The sequence below is a fragment of the Calothrix anomala FACHB-343 genome, from assembly GCF_014696435.1.
Taxonomy (GTDB): Bacteria; Cyanobacteriota; Cyanobacteriia; order Cyanobacteriales; family Nostocaceae; genus Aulosira; species Aulosira anomala_A.
The window spans coordinates 116,801-134,698 of sequence record NZ_JACJQG010000003.1 but is presented as its reverse complement, the minus strand read 5'-3'; the positions used below and the strand labels follow the sequence as shown (position 1 = coordinate 134,698).

21 protein-coding genes are annotated in these 17,898 nt (G+C 41.2%); 12 read left to right on the top strand and 9 right to left on the bottom strand.

The window, feature by feature from the left end; all coding sequences use genetic code 11:
* Positions 1 to 9 precede the first annotated feature (9 nt).
* The 3 genes from H6G08_RS02420 to H6G08_RS02410 all read left to right on the top strand — a co-directional run bounded on the left by H6G08_RS02420 (position 10) and on the right by H6G08_RS02410 (position 2,964).
* Positions 10 to 1,632: a mucoidy inhibitor MuiA family protein gene (locus tag H6G08_RS02420; protein ID WP_190538701.1), complete on the top strand. Its 1,623-nt coding sequence runs from the start codon at positions 10 to 12 to the stop codon at positions 1,630 to 1,632.
* A 350-nt stretch (positions 1,633 to 1,982) separates the two neighbouring features.
* A complete protein-coding gene (locus H6G08_RS02415; protein WP_190538700.1) occupies positions 1,983 to 2,177 on the top strand; it encodes a hypothetical protein in 195 nt (64 codons plus the stop codon).
* Positions 2,178 to 2,229: 52 nt separating this feature from the next.
* Positions 2,230 to 2,964, top strand: coding sequence for a Uma2 family endonuclease (locus H6G08_RS02410; protein WP_190538699.1), 735 nt, complete (start codon positions 2,230 to 2,232; stop codon positions 2,962 to 2,964).
* Positions 2,965 to 2,977: 13 nt separating this feature from the next.
* Here H6G08_RS02410 and H6G08_RS02405 read toward each other — a convergent pair whose 3' ends face one another.
* Together H6G08_RS02405 and H6G08_RS02400 are read right to left on the bottom strand one after the other, a co-directional pair.
* On the bottom strand, positions 2,978 to 3,958 hold the full coding sequence (locus H6G08_RS02405; RefSeq protein ID WP_190538698.1) for an endonuclease/exonuclease/phosphatase family protein: 981 nt from the start codon (positions 3,956 to 3,958) through the stop codon (positions 2,978 to 2,980).
* Between the two features lie 186 nt (positions 3,959 to 4,144).
* Positions 4,145 to 4,345, bottom strand: coding sequence for a hypothetical protein (locus H6G08_RS02400; RefSeq protein WP_190538697.1), 201 nt, complete (start codon positions 4,343 to 4,345; stop codon positions 4,145 to 4,147).
* A gap of 317 nt (positions 4,346 to 4,662) precedes the next feature.
* On the opposite strand from H6G08_RS02400, the gene mnmE reads away from it, so the two are divergent.
* Together mnmE and H6G08_RS02390 are read left to right on the top strand one after the other, a co-directional pair.
* Entirely contained in the window at positions 4,663 to 6,057 is a 1,395-nt protein-coding gene (gene mnmE, locus H6G08_RS02395) for a tRNA uridine-5-carboxymethylaminomethyl(34) synthesis GTPase MnmE (protein WP_190538696.1), read from the top strand.
* 288 nt (positions 6,058 to 6,345) lie between these two features.
* Complete coding sequence (locus H6G08_RS02390) at positions 6,346 to 7,116, top strand: SDR family NAD(P)-dependent oxidoreductase (protein WP_190538695.1); 771 nt, start codon at positions 6,346 to 6,348, stop codon at positions 7,114 to 7,116.
* 133 nt (positions 7,117 to 7,249) lie between these two features.
* Here H6G08_RS02390 and H6G08_RS02385 read toward each other — a convergent pair whose 3' ends face one another.
* Complete coding sequence (locus H6G08_RS02385) at positions 7,250 to 7,708, bottom strand: response regulator (protein WP_313940946.1); 459 nt, start codon at positions 7,706 to 7,708, stop codon at positions 7,250 to 7,252.
* 455 nt (positions 7,709 to 8,163) lie between these two features.
* Positions 8,164 to 9,012 carry an alpha/beta hydrolase gene (locus H6G08_RS02380; protein WP_190538694.1) on the bottom strand — a complete coding sequence of 283 codons (849 nt, stop codon included), beginning with the start codon at positions 9,010 to 9,012 and terminating at the stop codon, positions 8,164 to 8,166.
* A 111-nt stretch (positions 9,013 to 9,123) separates the two neighbouring features.
* Between H6G08_RS02380 and H6G08_RS02375 the strand changes: the two genes are divergently transcribed.
* Complete coding sequence (locus H6G08_RS02375) at positions 9,124 to 10,089, top strand: lysophospholipid acyltransferase family protein (protein ID WP_390625550.1); 966 nt, start codon at positions 9,124 to 9,126, stop codon at positions 10,087 to 10,089.
* A 464-nt stretch (positions 10,090 to 10,553) separates the two neighbouring features.
* Here the strand turns inward: H6G08_RS02375 and H6G08_RS02370 are convergent, their stop codons facing one another.
* From H6G08_RS02370 to ndhC, 3 genes are read right to left on the bottom strand one after another with little or no spacing between them, the layout of a single operon-like run.
* On the bottom strand, positions 10,554 to 11,081 hold the full coding sequence (locus H6G08_RS02370) for an NAD(P)H-quinone oxidoreductase subunit J (RefSeq protein ID WP_190538693.1): 528 nt from the start codon (positions 11,079 to 11,081) through the stop codon (positions 10,554 to 10,556).
* A complete protein-coding gene (gene ndhK / locus H6G08_RS02365) occupies positions 11,074 to 11,811 on the bottom strand; it encodes a photosynthetic/respiratory NAD(P)H-quinone oxidoreductase subunit K (protein WP_190538692.1) in 738 nt (245 codons plus the stop codon). The genes H6G08_RS02370 and ndhK overlap by 8 nt, the downstream gene beginning before the upstream one ends.
* Positions 11,802 to 12,164, bottom strand: a complete 363-nt coding sequence (ndhC, locus tag H6G08_RS02360) for a photosynthetic/respiratory NAD(P)H-quinone oxidoreductase subunit C (RefSeq protein WP_045872960.1) — start codon at positions 12,162 to 12,164, stop codon at positions 11,802 to 11,804. Before ndhC ends, ndhK begins: the two co-directional genes overlap by 10 nt.
* A gap of 196 nt (positions 12,165 to 12,360) precedes the next feature.
* On the opposite strand from ndhC, the gene H6G08_RS02355 reads away from it, so the two are divergent.
* The 6 genes from H6G08_RS02355 to H6G08_RS02330 all read left to right on the top strand — a co-directional run bounded on the left by H6G08_RS02355 (position 12,361) and on the right by H6G08_RS02330 (position 14,729).
* Positions 12,361 to 12,705, top strand: a complete 345-nt coding sequence (locus H6G08_RS02355; protein WP_190538691.1) for a rubredoxin — start codon at positions 12,361 to 12,363, stop codon at positions 12,703 to 12,705.
* A 168-nt stretch (positions 12,706 to 12,873) separates the two neighbouring features.
* Positions 12,874 to 13,896 carry a photosynthesis system II assembly factor Ycf48 gene (locus H6G08_RS02350; protein ID WP_190538690.1) on the top strand — a complete coding sequence of 341 codons (1,023 nt, stop codon included), beginning with the start codon at positions 12,874 to 12,876 and terminating at the stop codon, positions 13,894 to 13,896.
* 118 nt (positions 13,897 to 14,014) lie between these two features.
* Entirely contained in the window at positions 14,015 to 14,263 is a 249-nt protein-coding gene (gene psbE, locus H6G08_RS02345) for a cytochrome b559 subunit alpha (protein WP_096644023.1), read from the top strand.
* A gap of 9 nt (positions 14,264 to 14,272) precedes the next feature.
* Positions 14,273 to 14,410: a cytochrome b559 subunit beta gene (psbF, locus tag H6G08_RS02340; RefSeq protein ID WP_015115279.1), complete on the top strand. Its 138-nt coding sequence runs from the start codon at positions 14,273 to 14,275 to the stop codon at positions 14,408 to 14,410.
* 9 nt (positions 14,411 to 14,419) lie between these two features.
* Positions 14,420 to 14,539 carry a photosystem II reaction center protein PsbL gene (gene psbL / locus H6G08_RS02335; protein ID WP_010997988.1) on the top strand — a complete coding sequence of 40 codons (120 nt, stop codon included), beginning with the start codon at positions 14,420 to 14,422 and terminating at the stop codon, positions 14,537 to 14,539.
* Between the two features lie 70 nt (positions 14,540 to 14,609).
* Positions 14,610 to 14,729, top strand: a complete 120-nt coding sequence (locus tag H6G08_RS02330; RefSeq protein WP_013190555.1) for a photosystem II reaction center protein J — start codon at positions 14,610 to 14,612, stop codon at positions 14,727 to 14,729.
* A gap of 149 nt (positions 14,730 to 14,878) precedes the next feature.
* Here H6G08_RS02330 and H6G08_RS02325 read toward each other — a convergent pair whose 3' ends face one another.
* Both H6G08_RS02325 and H6G08_RS02320 read right to left on the bottom strand, forming a co-directional pair.
* Positions 14,879 to 15,019, bottom strand: a complete 141-nt coding sequence (locus tag H6G08_RS02325) for a photosystem I reaction center subunit VIII (protein WP_190538689.1) — start codon at positions 15,017 to 15,019, stop codon at positions 14,879 to 14,881.
* 112 nt (positions 15,020 to 15,131) lie between these two features.
* Entirely contained in the window at positions 15,132 to 17,891 is a 2,760-nt protein-coding gene (locus H6G08_RS02320; RefSeq protein ID WP_190538688.1) for a hypothetical protein, read from the bottom strand.
* Positions 17,892 to 17,898: the final 7 nt, after the last annotated feature.

The following is a 17,898-nucleotide window of genomic DNA, read 5'->3' as shown; positions in this document are numbered from 1 at the left end:
TACTGAACCATGATAACTGACAATTCACAAACAAATTCTTTACGTAAAACTGTAGACAGCCAGATTGTTGCTGTGACAGTATACAGCGATCGCGCCCTAGTCACAAGACAGGCTAGGGTTTCCTTGACAGGAGAGGAAAAAGAATTAGTCCTGACTTCCCTACCAGTAACTCTAGAAACTGATTCTGTGAGGGTTAGCGGTAAAGGTACAGTAGGGGTGAGGTTGTTAGGCGTTAGTAGCGATCGCATTTACACGGCTGAACCAGTTGTAGACAGGGTAAACCAACTCACGAGACAAATTCAGCAGTTAGAAGCCGAAAAACGCCACCTGCAAGCACAAATCGATGCCTTAGCTTTGCAGTCTAGTTTTATTGCTGGCTTGCGAGAAAAAACAGAAGAACCCTTTGCTCAAAGTTTGTCGCGGAAAAATCTCAGCCTCAGCGAAACTCTAGATTTTCTCAATTTTTTAGGTAGCCAGTATGGTGAATATGCGATCGCTTCTGGGGAATGCAAAACCCAACAAGAAGAACTAGACAAGCAATTACAAGTTCTCCACGCCTCACTGCAAAAAATCCAAACACCCCACCCGAAAGAAAGTGTGAGTTTAGTTATAGCGGTGGAAGTAGCTGGTGCAGGAGACTTTGAACTAGAGGTTTCTTATGTAGTGAATCGTGCTAGTTGGACTCCACTGTATGATTTGCGCTTTAACATTAGTACTAATATTGTTAATCTTACTTACTTAGCTGAAGTCACCCAAAGCACAGGCGAAGATTGGCTAGGTGTAGCTCTCACCCTTTCTACAGCTAAACCAGGATTAGGTACATTACCTCCAAAGCTGGAACCCTGGTATATAAATGCTCATTCCCGTCCGCCAGTAGACTTTATAAGTCGTAGAGCTATACAAATGCCCATGATGGCACAAGCGGCGACTAGCGAAATTGAGGAAGCAGACGACGATATTCTCCAGGAAAGTCCTATAGAAGCAGAAATTGTAGTTGCTGAAGTATCTCAAGCAGGAAGCGTAGTCACCTTTAAACTGAATGGTGGTGGTAATATTCCCAGCGATGGCGCACCCCATAAAACGACAATTTTTAATGATGACTATCCTAGTAATTGTGATTATATTGCTATCCCCAGATTAGTCAGCTTTGCCTATCTCCAAGCTAAGGTGAAAAATAGTGCCAACGGTGCAACTTTATTACCAGGTAAAGCGAATATTTTTCGAGACAATATGTTTGTAGGTGCAACCAATTTAGGACATATTGCACCAGGAGAAGAATTCAAAATTAATTTAGGTATTGATGAAGGGTTAAAAATTGAGCGCGATTTAGTTACTCGTCAAGTTGATAAAAAAATGATGAGCAGTCAACGACGAATAACTTATGGTTACCGGTTGACAATTACTAACTTGCTCGATCAAGAAGCTCGTTTAATACTTACGGAACAATTACCAGTTAGTCGTAACGAGCAATTAAAGGTACGTCTCACCCGTACTAATCCGCAAATTCAACTGGGAGAAATGGGGATGTTGGAATGGGATTTAACTTTGCAAGCTGAAGAAAAAAGAGAGATAAATTATCAATTTACTGTTGAGTATCCACCTGATTTGATAGTTAGTGGCTTAGATATTTAGGATAGTTATTTGTCATTGGTAAGTGGATGTAGGTTGGGTTGAGGAACGTAGACACGGAGCGGCTTCCGGTAGGGTAACCCAACGTTTAAGTCTATTTACGTTTCGTAAAATAATTTGGGTTATTTACATCTACTTATTTATATTAATTTGTCAAAAAATTAACACATTGGTAGGGGCATTGGCAATGCCATGCCCTCTTGAATATATGTATGTGTCGCCTACATTATTTAAATTGGTATTATATTAATTCGCTATGATGAAGGACTTAATATTTATTTAAACCGCCAAGTACGCCAAGTACGCCAAGAGAAAAGAAGCAATTATTAAGTGCAAGTTTACAGAGAATTGCTATGAGATACAAAAATAGTGAATTTGCTGGAGTAATCAGCGATCGCTCTTTGCTAGTAGTAAATTACGGCGTAAATAAACATACCATTCCAAATCAGCGAAACGCTTACTCTGTCTTAATTTTGAATTTTGAATTTTGCGGAAAGTTGCGTGCGGGGGTTCCCCCCGTTGAGCAAACTTTCCAAGACGAATTTTGAATTCCGCCTTGCGGTACTAGGCTAAACTTATAGCAGTGAGACGATTAGCGCCATGTCTATTGCCCAAGATTTAGCCACACCAGATGATGTTATATTTCCTAAAGGGGATTTATATAGTGACGAACCGCCTTTGGAAACTGACTTACATCGTCTACAAATGACATTGCTGATTCAATGTCTGGAGTTGTTGTGGCGAAACCGCAATGACTTTTATGCATCTGGCAATATTACAATCTACTACAGCCCACGCCAGCGCAAGTCAGAAGATTTTCGCGGCCCAGATTTTTTTGTCGTGTTGGGAACTGAACGCAAACCGCGTAAAAGTTGGGTGCTTTGGGAAGAAGATGGTAAGTATCCCAACGTAATTATCGAACTATTATCAGATTCTACAGCTTTAACAGATAAAGGCTTAAAAAAACAAATTTATCAAGATACGTTTCGCACACCTGAATACTTCTGGTTCGATCCGCAGAATTTAGAATTTGCTGGTTTTGTCTTAGTAGGTGGTAAATATCAAGCAATAGAAGCAAATTCTGATGGGTGGTTGTGGAGTCAACAGCTAGAGTTATATTTGGGAATTGAGCAAGAAAAGTTACGGTTTTTTACGGCTGAAGGACAATTAGCTGTCACACCACAAGAACTTGCTGAACAAGAAGAGCAACGTGCTGAACAAGAAAAGCAACGTGCTGAACAAGAAAAGCAACGTGCTGAACAAGAAAAGCAAAGAAGCGATCGCTTGGCAGCAAAACTACGAGAATTAGGCATCGATCCAGATACAATTGCATAGTATCTATTGGTTTTTAACTTAAAACTAAGTCCGTAATTAAGGGTGCGTGGTCAGAATTAGCATTGCTTCCTGTATAAATTTTTGCAACACGAAATTGCTTGCTGACAAAGCAATGATCAATAGGAATATTTAACAGGGGAATCACCCAGTTTGGTAGATGTACATGGGTTGCTGGTCGCGGCCAGCTTGGTAAAATACCAAAACCTAAGCGCGTATTATGCAAATTTGTTTTCTTGATAAATCTGCGATAATAAGGTGACCAAGGTGTTAAGTTAAAATCCCCCATAATAATTAATGGTTGATTAATTTCTCGAATATAATCACTCAAAGCTGCTAACTGAAGATTACGTCTATGAAAATTATTTCTTGTGACAGGTACTAGGGGATGAGTACCAATTAACTTTATAGGCTGTTGATTTAATGTTAAAGTTGCTATTAAGTTATGACCGCCTTTACCATTAAAATTATCTGCTTTGACATCTTGAATAGGTAAGCGGCTAAATATTGCCAATCCGCCTCCAGGACTTCTAAAATTAAAGGGTAAAGTATTTTTTAATCCTGTTTTTAAAGTGTTGAAAATATTAGGAGTAATTTCTAGAAATAAAGCTACATCAGGACGATTATCCTGCACGACATTAATAACGTTTTTGTCATCTTTATTTTGAATATTTATATTAAAAGATAAAAGCCGAATTTGTGGAGTTGTATTTCCTGCTAATTGTTGCGCATGAGGTAGATACCAAGGAAGCACCTCAATTAAATTTAAACCTATTAATAATAAAGCGGCGAGAACTATTATTTTACTTTTGAGATGGCGTGTTTTCCAGAGAATGCCTACAATAGCAGTGAAGATTAAAGATAAAATTAAATAGTGAACGCGAAAGTGCGAGACTAATTCTAGGGGATAAAACCAAGCTATATAGCTACCTAAAGATAAAAATCCTAAAATTAACAGGGTAGCGGTGGCGACAAATAATATTATTCGTTGAGTCATTGGTTAATTAATTACATCAGATATGAACTCATCAATTAACCTCAAGAAATATTTTCTATTTTTCGGAAAGTGTGTTGATAATGAAAGGACAGCCGATTGAACGAACACAACGAGCTGTCCACACACAACACGAACATTTACTTCAGGCGATCGCCCAGCAGTTATCAGCGATAATCGAGCAGAAGACTACTGATCGTCTGGTAAAACCCATTTTGGCGGTTCCATCATTTTTCGCCGCAGTCGCTCTTCTGCCATTTCCAGCATTTTATCTAATGAAGTATCTTCAATAAATTGTGCTGCTGCTTCTCTAAATTCAAGGTTGGGACATTTATCCCCTAAAACACAACCGTTTACGCAGTCTACGGCGCAGTTAACTTTTTGCTCCACAGTGAATCCCCTCTCTATCAGAGCGTTTATCTACTCTTCAGGTAAATCTTACCCTGCTAATTGCTCTCCTATTAGTTTAAATACTCACCATTAATTAGTATAGAAGGCATCGATCCCCTGGCTTCTCTCCGTGGTAAGAGACAATAAGCTATTCTACTTGACTATTAACTGTTAATAGTCTTTTTCCTCCTGCTCCTGTGCCTACACAACGATTGATGATTGTTTTAATGGGAAGTCCCAACGCCCCTTGAATCCTTTCCCTACATCATGCCAAAGTACCTGTTAGGCTCGTATTATATTTGCTGCAAAGGGCGCTCATGTCGGAAATATTTGCTACTACTGGAACCATCGCCGCGATCGCAACTGCTGTTGTCCCCCAGCAGGGTAGCGTGGGTATTGTGCGGGTGTCTGGTTCTCAAGCGATCGCGATCGCCCGAATTCTCTTTCATGCTCCTGGGCGTCAAGTTTGGGAAAGTCACCGCATTCTCTACGGCTACATCCACCACCCGAAAACGCAACAACTGGTTGATGAAGCTTTGTTGTTAATCATGCAAGCACCCCGTTCCTACACCCGTGAGGATGTGGTGGAATTTCATTGTCACGGGGGAATTATGGCGGTACAGCAAGTATTACAACTGTGCTTGGAAAATGGTGCTAGGCTCGCGCAACCAGGAGAATTTACTCTGCGTGCCTTTTTAAATGGACGATTAGATTTAACCCAAGCTGAAGGAATTGCCGATTTAGTAGGAGCGCGATCGCCACAAGCTGCTCAATCTGCTTTAGCTGGGTTGCAAGGTAAATTAGCTCATCCGATCCGTCAGTTACGCGCTAACTGCTTGGATATTTTGGCGGAAATTGAAGCGCGGATTGATTTTGAGGAAGAATTACCTCCGCTGGATTGTAAAGCTATCATATCAGAAATCGATCGCATCGCCGCAGAAATTACAAAATTACTGGCAACTAAAGATCAAGGCGAACTGCTACGCACTGGTTTAAAAGTGGCAATTGTCGGACGACCGAATGTAGGGAAATCCAGCTTACTAAATGCTTGGAGCCGGAGCGATCGCGCTATTGTCACCGACTTACCGGGAACTACCCGCGATGTTGTGGAATCGCAGTTAGTTGTGGGCGGTATTCCCGTCCAGGTGCTAGATACAGCCGGGATTCGGGAGACGACAGACCAAGTAGAAAAGATTGGTGTAGAGCGATCGCGCCGTGCGGCTAGTGCAGCAGATTTAGTACTATTGACCATTGATGCATCTGTAGGGTGGACGGAAGGCGATCGCGAAATTTACGAACAAGTGCAACACCGTCCTTTAATTTTGGTAATTAACAAAATTGATTTAGTCCCAGCAGATGTCAAAGATAAACTGCAATCGGAAATTTCTAATTTCTCATTGACAATTTTTACAGCAGCAGCACAAAATCAAGGTATTGAAGATTTAGAAAATGCAATTTTAGAAATAGTTCAAGCGGGGAAAGTTCAAGCTGCTGATATGGATTTAGCAATCAATCAAAGACAAGCCGCAGCATTAACAAAAGCACAAATTTCTCTAGAGCAAATGCAGAATACAATAGTGCAAGAATTACCTTTTGATTTTTGGACAATTGATTTACGAGATGCTATTCATGCGTTAGGAGAAATCACTGGCGAGGAAGTTACAGAATCAGTGTTAGATAGGATTTTTAGTAAGTTCTGTATTGGTAAGTAACTAGAGTCATTTGTCATTTGTCATTTGTCATTTGTCATTTGTCATTTGTCATTTGTGAAAACTTACACACCCTCTACAAATTCTTAGCGTTCTTGGCGTTCTTCTCTTCTCCCAAGGGGAGACGCTGCGCGAACGAGACGCTTCGCGTTGGCGGAAGCCTCTCGCAGAGAAGGCGTCTTGGCGGTTCAATAAATTAAGGTTTTTGGTAATTTTTGCGTAAGTCCTGTTTTTCATGGGTGATAATTATCACTTTTTAATATTCCTTAAACAATAGTTGTGAATAATATTATGTCTTTTATTGATGAGATTAATGAAGTAAATACATTAATTGTAGGAGCTAGTCAAGGTATTGGTTTGGGATTTGTCAAAAAACTCTTGCAAGATGAGAGAATTAGCCGAATTTATGCTACTTATCGACAAGCAGAATCAGCCGGAGAATTAATTACTTTAGCTGATGCTAATCGTGAAAGATTAATTTGTTTATCTGTCGATATTACAGAAGAATCGGAAATAGCAGCAGCGATTGAGAAAATCCGTACCCAAGTAAATAAGCTGCATTTATTAGTTAATTGTGTTGGATTATTACATGCAGAAAATATCCAACCAGAAAAAAGTTTACGCCAAATAAATGCCGATAATTTACTGCAATATTTTCAAGTTAATAGTATTGCTTCTGTTTTATTAGCAAAACATTTATTGCCTTTATTTAAACATAAAGAACGCAGCGTTTTTGCCAGTATTTCTGCTAAAATTGGAAGTATTGGCGATAACAATCTCGGCGGCTGGTATGGTTATCGTGCTTCCAAAGCTGCATTAAATATGTTCATGCGTACAGCCGCAATTGAATATGCTAGAAGCTGTCCAAAAACTTTTGTAGTCACACTACATCCAGGGACAACTGATACTAGGCTGTCTCGTCCCTTTCAGAGTCATGTTCCACCAGAAAAGTTATTTTCTGTAGAACGAACTGTTACCCAATTATTGAATGTAATAGAACAACTTCAAGATGGTGATAGCGGACAATTTTTTTCTTGGGATGGCAGCCGCTTGCCTTGGTAGAATAAATTATCGTATTTTTGGACTATGCAAAATCTGCTGAATGTTGACTGTTGACTGTTGACTGTTGACTGTTGACTGTTGACTGTTGACTGTTGACTGTTGACTGTTGACTGTTGACTGTTAGCTGTTTTGTTCAATCACTTTGCAAAACTTGGGCGATCGCTACTAATAACTCGTCTGGATCGACTGGTTTAGAAAGATATAGCTGAAATCCGGCTTGCAAGGCTTGTCTTTGATTGATTTCACCTGCATAGGCGGTTAAAGCGATCGCTTTTATCTCTCCCCCTTGTTGTGGCGGTAAGGCTCTAATTTTCTGTAGTAACATATAGCCGTCCATTTCTGGCATTCCAATGTCAGCCAACAATATATCTGGTACTTTTTGATTGAGTACCTCTAAAACTTCTTTGGCGGAAGATACTGAAGTCACAGTAGCACCCGCTTCTTCTAAAATGAAGGTGACTAATTCAAGATTGTCTGCTTCATCGTCTACTGCTAATACTTGAATTCCCTGCAAAGTTCCCATCTCTTTGGTTGATGCTTCCACCTGTATTGTGGAAGTTGATGTTAATAGTAGTGGTAATTTAACTGTCACGCGATCGCTAGTCCCAACTCTAAACCCCCAAAGTTGTTGGTAATCATGCTGTCTCTTTGACGGAAAGAATCAAAGACTTAGAGTAATAATTGTGGTTTAATACCTTTTGCGTTTATCTGTGATTTGAATTTATACCAATTGTCTCTAATTTAATGGGAAATTAGCTACTAACAGGTGTTAATTTTACGCCATTAAAGAGTACAATTCACACCATTGACTGCAACCGCAACCCTTCACCTAAAACAAATTCTCAAATTTTACTAAAAGTTTTATCCCAATCTACTTTGAGGACGATGACAAAAAATTTGTCATTACTAAGTTAAGTAAGAGGGTATATATCAACAAAATTATATTACAAAACATAAATAGAATTAAACCTCTTACCAATGACTCATGACTAATGACTAATGACAGCCCTTGCTAATTATATTTAATTACGCCAACCTACTGACAAATTACAAATTATGATGTTCTTCTAGCCAATTTTCTAAATCAGTGATTACTTCGCGGTAATTTATATCACTTTGTAATTCATGATAAGCACCTGGATACAATAATCGCTGCTTATCTTTGTAATTTACTAATTGGTAAAATATATCACTCCCCTCTGGTAAAGTTACTTTATCGGCTCCACCGTGAAGAATTAATAATGGTAATTGCCATTCATTAGCATGGGCGTAAATCCAATCAACTGTAGCAAAATATTCCGTAGCTAACCGTGCAGTTCCTAGAGTATGTCTGAGAGGATCTGCGGTGTAAGCAGCTAACACCTTTTCATCCCGCGAAGCAGTAGATAAATCAATACCAGTACTTAAACTAAACTGCGGCCAGATCCGGGAGAGTAGCTTACCTAAAAGTAAGCGAAATTTGGATACACCGACTTTACCTATTGCTGGTGCAAGAGCGATCGCGCCTTTTAAGGTTTTAGCTTCTTGGGGATGGCGCAAAATATAATCTAAGACCACCACACCCCCTAAGCTATGACCCATAATAAATATAGGATAATCTGGATATTTATTGTGAATTAACTCAATAAAAATTCTTAAGTCTTCACGAAATTCTGCCCAACTATTAATATAACCGCGTTGTCCCGGCGATCGCCCATTACCCCGCATATCAAAAGCGTAAATAGCATATTCCTTAGGTAATAGTTGTTCAATAATATTGCCAAATCGACTGCTATGCGCTCCCAACCCATGCACAATGACTAAAATTGCCTTAAATTTACCCTCTGGTAACCAGCTTTGGTAATACAAAGCCAATTCTCCTAGTCCTTTAAAAGTATCTTCACTGTGGTAAATCATATTGTTAATTTTGAGAAATTTTTTTAAATTTTCTCGCTAGAGATTGGTGAATAACCTAGTTGTAATAACTATGATTTGCTTATCAATAGTAAAAATAATTTTAGAAAATTTGTGATTAAAAACTACCCTGAAGAAGCAACTTTTACAGTCCAAGAAAAGCAAACACAATCACACAGTTTACCACCGATAACAGCCGCAGCCATCCAGCGAGTACGAGAAGGTTTAGCCGCATCTGTCGATCCATCTGTGCGGGAAATGATGACAAAAACTCTCCAGCAATTAACAGCCATGACTGTTGAAGATTCAGAACCGAGAGTTAGCGGTGAAGTGCGGCGTTTCGTTTTGCGATCGCTCATTCATACTTGCTTTCGCATCCGAGTAGAATATTTAGACAAACTGCCGCAAAAACCAGCAATTTTAGCTGTTAACCATCTTCACCATATCGATCCCTTTCTCTTACTCAGCGAAATTCCTCCCCATCCTTACTACTACATACTAGGTGATGCTCGCACACTCTACAATCAGTGGTGGAAACGCCTCATCCTCCGCTTTGCTGGCGGTGTCATTCCTTTAGCTAGGATCTGGAAAGAAGAATCGGCTGTAATTGCACAAGCACAAGCAGGACGACAAGACTTAGTAGAATTAGCCACAGCAATTCAAGAGAACGTACCTACAGGTAAAGATATTCAAACCCTACGACAAATAGACAATATTGTGATGACAATCATAGAGCGGGGTGATGGTATAGTTCTCTTTCCTGAAGGCAGATTAGGAGATACTGAAGGTCAATTACACGTTCCCTTAAAGCGGGGTACTGTTATCTACGCCCTTAAATCTGGCGTACCCATCGTACCTATAGCATTAATTGGTACTCATGACCTATTTTTCCGGAAAAAATTAACTATTCGCTTTGGCGAACCTTTATACTTTCCTCACAGCAGCATACCCAAGCGTCAAGAAGTCGATGCAGCCATAGTATTATTACAGAATGCAATGCTAGCTTTATTACCGCCAAATTACCAAGAACCCACTGGCATCAAGCTATTTCGTAATTTCCTCAATCATCTATTTTGGTGATGACATCTAGACTGCATTCTCCCACTCAGATAAGCTAATCTGCTTTTAAGTTGCACAATCTATCTATTGTGAGGGCTGTTGACTGTTGACTGTTGACAGCCCTTATTAGTAGTTATGCAATTTATACCAATTCTCCAAAATTCAGCAACAGATGCAAAGTCTGGAAACCTTGTTATACCAATTCAATATGAAGATGCATATAATTTAGCCTGCTTTTGCAGGCTTTGTTTGTTTAGCCCCAGGCTTCTAGCCTGCGGGCGTTAATGTGCAGCTTCACAGAGAATTGGTATTACATCTGGCTTTCTTAATTTTGAATTTTGAATTTTGAATTTTGAATTGGTATCAGATATCTCCCCTCCTTTGCGAACCTTTGTGTTAAAAACAATACCCCCCTCCGCCGCCGGAGAGGGGTTAGGGATGAGATAACACAATTCTCACTGCTGACACTCAGCAATCAACACTGTCTAGTAAGCGTCTTGCAACTCGTAGAAATCAGGCGAGATGTAATCCTTCCGCAAAGGCCAGCCTACCCAATCCTCAGGCATTAAAATCCGCTTTAGATTAGGGTGTCCTTCATAGACAATGCCGAACATATCATAAGACTCGCGCTCTTGCCAGTCTGCGGTCTTCCAAATCCAGTACACTGAAGGCACTGTAGGGTTTTCCCGTGGTAAGAACACCTTCAAGCGGATTTCTTCAGGGCGATCGCTATTATCACCTACTTTAATTAAGTGATATACGCTCACCAAATCTTGTCCAGGGCCCAGGTCAATACCACCTTGAAACTGGAGATAATTAAACCCGTAAGCATATAAAGCTGTAGAGATAGGGAGTAAAAAATCTGACTCTACCTTAATTATCTCTACCCCGTTGACATCAGGTGCTAAAACCTCATGGTCAAAGCCATTTTCCGTCAACCACTGGGAAACTTTCCCGGCTTTTACCAGAGACTCTTCTGCTGCTGGTACTGGCTTAGATTCTTCATCAGCCACGGTTAGTTCCCTCCTTTTGTTTTTGGGATGTCAATAAAGCAGGTGGAACTGGTAAACCAATCGCTTCCGCCAATTCTTTCGGTGGTGTAAAGCGGGTATCCGACTGCATATACTTACCAGTTAAAATTTGCTCTACTGGCTTGAGATTATGAGTTGTGCTGTAATAGCGGTGGGTTTGCTTAATTTGATCCCGTTCTTGAATGGAATCATTAGCTATCTTCTTCCGCAGCTTAATAATTGCGTCAATAATCGCTTCTGGACGCGGCGGACAACCAGGTAAGTACACATCTACAGGAATGAGTTTATCAACTCCACGCACAGCCGTGGGGGAATCAACGCTAAACATCCCGCCTGTAATTGTACAAGCTCCCATCGCAATCACATACTTTGGCTCTGGCATTTGTTCATAAAGACGTACCAATTGGGGTGCCATCTTCATAGTAATTGTGCCAGCAGTAATGATTAAATCGGCTTGGCGGGGGCTAGAACGAGGAATTAGCCCAAAACGGTCAAAGTCGAACCGAGAGCCGATTAAAGCTGCAAATTCAATAAAGCAGCAAGCCGTACCAAATAGCAACGGCCACAAACTAGAAAGCCGGGCCCAGTTGTAAAGGTCATCAACCGTAGTCAGAATTACGTTTTCTGAAAGGTCTTGAGTGACGCTGGGACGCTCAATCGGGTTGATGATGCGCTCTTTGTCCTGGGTTGTTAAATTAGAATTCAAGACCATTCCAAAGCTCCTTTACGCCATGCGTAAACTAAGGCGATTACAAGAATTGCAATAAAAATTAGCGCTTCAATGAATGCCAATAGCCCTAGACGGTGGAAAGCTACCGCCCAAGGATACAAAAACACAGTTTCCACATCAAAGACGACAAAAACCAGGGCAAACATATAGTAGCGGATGTTGAACTGAATCCAGGCTCCACCAATGGGTTCCATTCCGGATTCATAAGTGGTGCGCCGTTCCGCACTTTTGCCACTGGGTCGTAGGAGCTTGGACGCTGAGAGCGCCAGGGCAGGCACTAGGCTACAGATAATGAGAAAGCCTAGAAGGTACTCGTAACCGCTGAGAACAAACACAATGGATATCTACCGCTTATGGTGTAAATAACGCTGTAACTTTCTTTTACATTATATCTTTTAGGCTTTTCTGAAATCTGGGAAACAGAAGTACTGAAGGTATTTGATTCGTTTTTAGTTGTGATAGAAAAGTCTAACAGTTATGTCATAATTTGTAACGTATATTTAATATTTGCTCCTCTGTGAGGCCTAAGCAATGAGCGAACAAAGCGAACAAGCTGTTGATACTCAAGCATTAGACCGCTATGAGTGTCGTGCCTGCGGTTACGTCTACGAACCTGAAAAGGGAGACGACAAACATGATATTCCCTCAGGAATACCCTTCGCAGATCTGCCTATAAATTGGCGCTGTCCTGTATGCAGTGCAAAAAAACAAGCTTTCACTAGTATCGGCCCAGCAGGTCAAGTATCAGGCTTTCGGGAAAATCTGGGTTACGGTTTAGGTGTCAACACCTTGACCCCAACCCAAAAAAACCTCTTGATTTTCGGCGCTTTGGCACTGGCCTTCTTATTTTTTATCAGTCTCTACGGGTTACAATAGATACTTAGTTAAACATCTCCACCCATAAGCATGAGGGAGACGTGGAGGACAAGGAGGACAAGGAGGACAAGGGAAATAAATTAACAAATGCCCAATGCCCCATGCCCTATTCCCCATGACAACTCACAACTGACAAATTGAGAAACAATTACGAAATAAAAAATACTGATGCAAGCAATTTTAAAAGGTTGGCAACGAATATTTGCCTTGTTGATAGTTGTCCTGATGTGTATAGGTTGTAGCAAAGTTCCCTCTACTAGCTATAACCCCTGGGCAGTTATTTCTGTCCCCACAGAAGCAAAGCTGTTAGATATTGCTTTTACAGAAAATCCCCAGCATGGTTACTTAGTAGGTAGCAACGCCACAATTTTAGAAACTAATGATGGCGGTGATACTTGGAAACCCTTAAATCTAGAACTTGATGACTCTAGGTATCGCTTTGATGCTGTAAGTTTTGCGGGTAAAGAAGGGTGGATTGCAGGCGAGCCTGGTTTGCTACTGCATACTACTGATGAAGGTCGTTCTTGGTCGCGGATTGCTCTGAGTGAAAAATTACCTGGTAATCCGATTAGTGTCAGCGCTTTGGGGCCAAACGCAGCTGAAATGGCTACTGATGTGGGCGCTATCTATCAAACCCAAGATGGCGGTAAAAACTGGAAAGCTCAAGTAGAAGCAGCAGTGGGTGTGGTACGTAACCTAGAACGTTCTATCGATGGTAAATATGTCGCTGTTTCTGCCAAAGGTAGCTTTTACTCTACTTGGGAACCAGGACAAAATGCTTGGGTACCCCATAACCGCAATAGTTCTCGTCGCGTAGAGAACATGGGCTTTGCTGAAGATGGGCAAATGTGGATGCTAGCACGGGGCGGTCAGGTACAATTTAGTGACCCAACAAAACCCGATGAGTGGCAAGAAGCACAAAATCCCGAATTATCTACTAGCTGGGGTTTACTGGATTTAGCTTATCGCACGCCTAATGACATTTGGGTTGGTGGCGGTAGCGGTAATTTACTGCACAGTGCTGATGGTGGTAAAACTTGGGAAAAAGACCGGGATGTGGAAACAGTAGCGGCTAATTTTTACAAGATCGTGTTTTTCCAGCCCAACCAAGGATTTATTATTGGCGATCGCGGTATTTTACTAAAATATAATCCCAATGTAGCCGCAACTGCCGCTTCCGAGCCTGCTTAGGGCCACAATCGCCTATGTAATTATCCAGATTTATGAGAAGGAAGTTGCAAGTTGTAACTCTTTCTAAACTTTGTAGGATAATAAACTCAATAACTGTCTTTGCAAAGGTAAAAACTCGATGTCAGGTACCACTGGAGAGCGTCCGTTTTCGGACATTATTACCAGCATTCGTTACTGGGTAATTCACAGCATCACCATCCCAGCATTATTTATCGCTGGTTGGTTATTTGTCAGCACCGGACTGGCTTATGATGTTTTTGGCACACCCCGTCCTAACGAGTATTTCACCGAAGTACGTCAAGAAGTTCCTATTGTGAACAACCGCTTTGAAGCTAAAAAGCAAGTTGAAAACTTTATCGGAAAGTAGTTTGAAATCATGACTAGCGGCAACAACATCAATCAACCAGTTACCTATCCAATTTTTACAGTTAGATGGCTTGCAGTTCACACCTTAGGTGTGCCAACTGTCTTCTTCTTGGGCGCGATCGCCGCAATGCAGTTTATTCAACGCTAGGAGCAACTCATGGAAAGAACGCCCAATCCCAATAATCAGCCGGTAGAACTCAACCGGACTTCTCTGTACCTGGGACTACTACTAGTTTTTGTTCTGGGTATTCTGTTCTCCAGTTACTTCTTTAACTAACTGGAACAAAGTTTGTTAATCATTCGTTTATTCAACTTGCGTTGATTTGTTGTAAAGGGAGGAGAAAACTGTGTCTGGAAGTGGGAGAATTCCTCTGTGGGTCGTCGCTACGATCGCAGGTTTAGGTGTAATAACTGTTGTCGGCATTTTCTTTTACGGAGCCTATGCCGGAATCGGTTCTTCACTTTAATATTAGCTAGAGCCAATACCGTAATTAGTGTAGATTCTCTAGCACTTGTTTAGAAATCAGCATTATGAAAAAACCGCCCATCTCACTGAGATGGGCGGTATTAATTATTAATGGGTCATTAGTTGTTGGTTAATTGAGCTATTACTCAATTAGGCAATATCTTCGCGTTCAATGTATAGAAACAAAAACGCAAATACGGCGATGGGTACGCCCCAACCAATGATGGGAACGAACAGAGCAGGTAGGTAGGAAGTACTAGCCAAAATCGAAGGCAAAAGTTGAGATACCATAGTCAATGATTCCTGTTAAATTAAACTTCAATTCAAGATGAGCTTACTGCAAATTCTGTCTCATTTTTTAAATTCTAAAGATTTTTAACACAGCCGCAGTTGCTAGGCATGTCTAAATACCTAATAATTCATCTAATTGCAAAGTTGGTAAATTGGGTGGAATCACAGCTCGTGTTAGCGATACTTTATGGCTTTCCTGCTGGGTTTCGGGGTTCAGCGCGATCGCCTCAATGCGGACTTCTACACAGCCAAAAGGAATATCTAACTGCGTCGTCACCTCCAACCTTCCCCCAGAATTAGTCTGCAAATTCTTCAGCAAGTGGGGGCCATCAATTAACCAACGGCTTTGACAATCTTCAATCCATAGTTTCAAAATTACTTCTGAAGACACTTGCGGTAATTCCAAACGTACCTTAACAGATAAACCGGCAATCAGTTCGCCTTCTGGTACATACAATTTTGGTGTGGGTAAGAGTTCGACTACAGGCCCAGCCATTCGCGGTAAAGGCGATCGCTCTGCTATCAATGGTACCTCTGGTACTTCCTCTTCTACAGGCAGATTTTCTGGTATTTCTACCTCCGGTTCTTCTTCAACATAAATATCATCTACAACAATTTCTTCCCGCTTAGGTAGGGGTATCTTTTGATAACGCGGTGGCGGTGGTGGTGGGGGAACTGGTAATGATGGTGTGGAATATGCTTTTGCCAGGTTATCTGCTGACTCTAAATCCTGTTGGGCGATCGCTAACCAATCTGACGGAATCTCCTCAGTATTGGTATCAATAGATGACATTTCCGGTTGAGTAGAAACACGCTCTGGTTGAGTTGTGATTGTCTCAGATACTACAACATCACGCTCTTCGTCTTGGTCTTGTAAATGAATCGGTTCCGGTAAAGTGAATCCTTGATTTTCTAGCCATTTTGTAATCAGTGGCGAAGAGTAAGGATTACCTTCAATCACTAATTTTGCATTAGGTGGAGTTGCTGTTGCGGGTACATCTCGATTGATTAATTCCGAACTAGGCGGAGTTTCTGTTGGGGATATCGACTCATCGATTAATTCCGAACTAGGTGGAGTTGCTGTTGGTGTGACAAAATCGTCAATTAACTCCGGACGAGGGGAGTTAGTAACTTCTGCAACATAAGCGTCGATTAACTTGGAACGTCGAGATACAGATACTTCTGTCACAGATGTTACCTGAGATTGTTGATCGTCAATCGACAACTCAGTTGTATTCTCAGTCCCAGCTAAAGCATTATGCTGCATCTGTGAGTTTTTTGGCGAATGCAAGCTAGATGTATCAACAACCTCACTTTGAACCACTTCATCTTCATCTGTCGCCGCCATTAACGGTTTCAAGTATGGAAATGTAGTAGCCAGCATCGACATGCGCCGATTTTTAATTACTAATTGCTCCATATTGATAGCGGCTAAGGTTTCCACCTTCTCCAAGCTTTCTGGCTGTGTAGCAAGTTCTGTGGTTGTCGCCTCTGCTGTCAAAGATTCTGCCAAAATTGCCGTATCCACTGGCTTAATTGGCGGTAGAGGCGGCATATTCGGCAATTCTAGCCCCCGATGACTATCTAATGATTTTTTGCGCGATCGCGGTTTAATTTCCGGCGGTAAAAATTTATTTTCTAAAGTCAGAGATTGATCTGAAGGTACAGCTTTGACTAAATTTAACAGTGACAAATCAATTCCAGCAGCTCGTTCAGGGACTTCAGCAACTTCTAATTCCTCAAGATCAGGAATATTAGTAACTGCGGCTGTAATTGCCAGTAATTCGCTGACATCTGCTGTAATTGTAAATGGCTGGCTAGCTAAAAGTGTCACTTCACCAACATTAGTCAGCGCACCATACAAACTGACTTCCGCTAAAATTAATTTTGATTCGCAATCAGCAGGAATATTAATTGAAGATTCAATATTAAAAGGCAAGAGTTCATTCGGTAATGATTGCCTAACCTCATTCAAAATATCAGATTTTACAGGCGATCGCAGCGAAATTCTTACTTCTAGAGAGTAAAGACTTTCTAAGTAAGGAATCTCTACCTCCCAATCCGTTTTTTCTTGCAGTTCTACCCGCCCATTAATTGTCAGAGCTTCACCCCAACGCGCAACATAGGTTTCTTGCTCTAAATTTAGCGATAATGGTGGTAATGCTGGTTGTATTTGCGGTTCTGCTAGCAGATCCTCATCTAACAGCGATTCCCCGCTAGGTAAAGCTAAATCTATTAAATTTTGTAAAATTTGCTCTGCCGTCGCGCCTCTAACCCACACAGGGCTGACAGGTTGATCTATGATGACATCTTCTTCCAGATCTTCAACTGGCGTCTTTGTCTGAGAGCTAGTTTGCGGTGTAATTGCCGGTCTTGGTTCGCTGAGAGATGAATTTTGTACAGATGTAGATTCTACTGAGTTACCTGCCAGCAAATTGACAACAGAAATCGTTGTTAATTCATCATCAGCATCCAATGACACATCATTACTATCATCTGATGGAATTACCTGGACATCTGTTTGCTGCGGTAAAACTCGTAAATAGATATTGTACTGCCAAGATTTACCGAGAATATCCGACATCAAATCACCAGAACATTGCAACTCCCAAATTCCTGGTTTGAAGTAGGTATAGGGAATTACCGCCATTAAGCCTTCATTATTAGTACGGCGCGATCGCTTTTGAATTCGCCGCTTAGGTGGTACCTCTTGGGTAGAGGAGTGAATTACCCTTACTTCCACATCTATATTAGGACGGTTAGAACGAGCCAAAACTCTATACCGACCCTCTATAATTTCTCCTTTTGGCGATTCCAGGGTATGCCAAGCGCGATCGCCCTGTCTCTGTATCAGAAATTGCCAGTTGTCCATTGTGAGT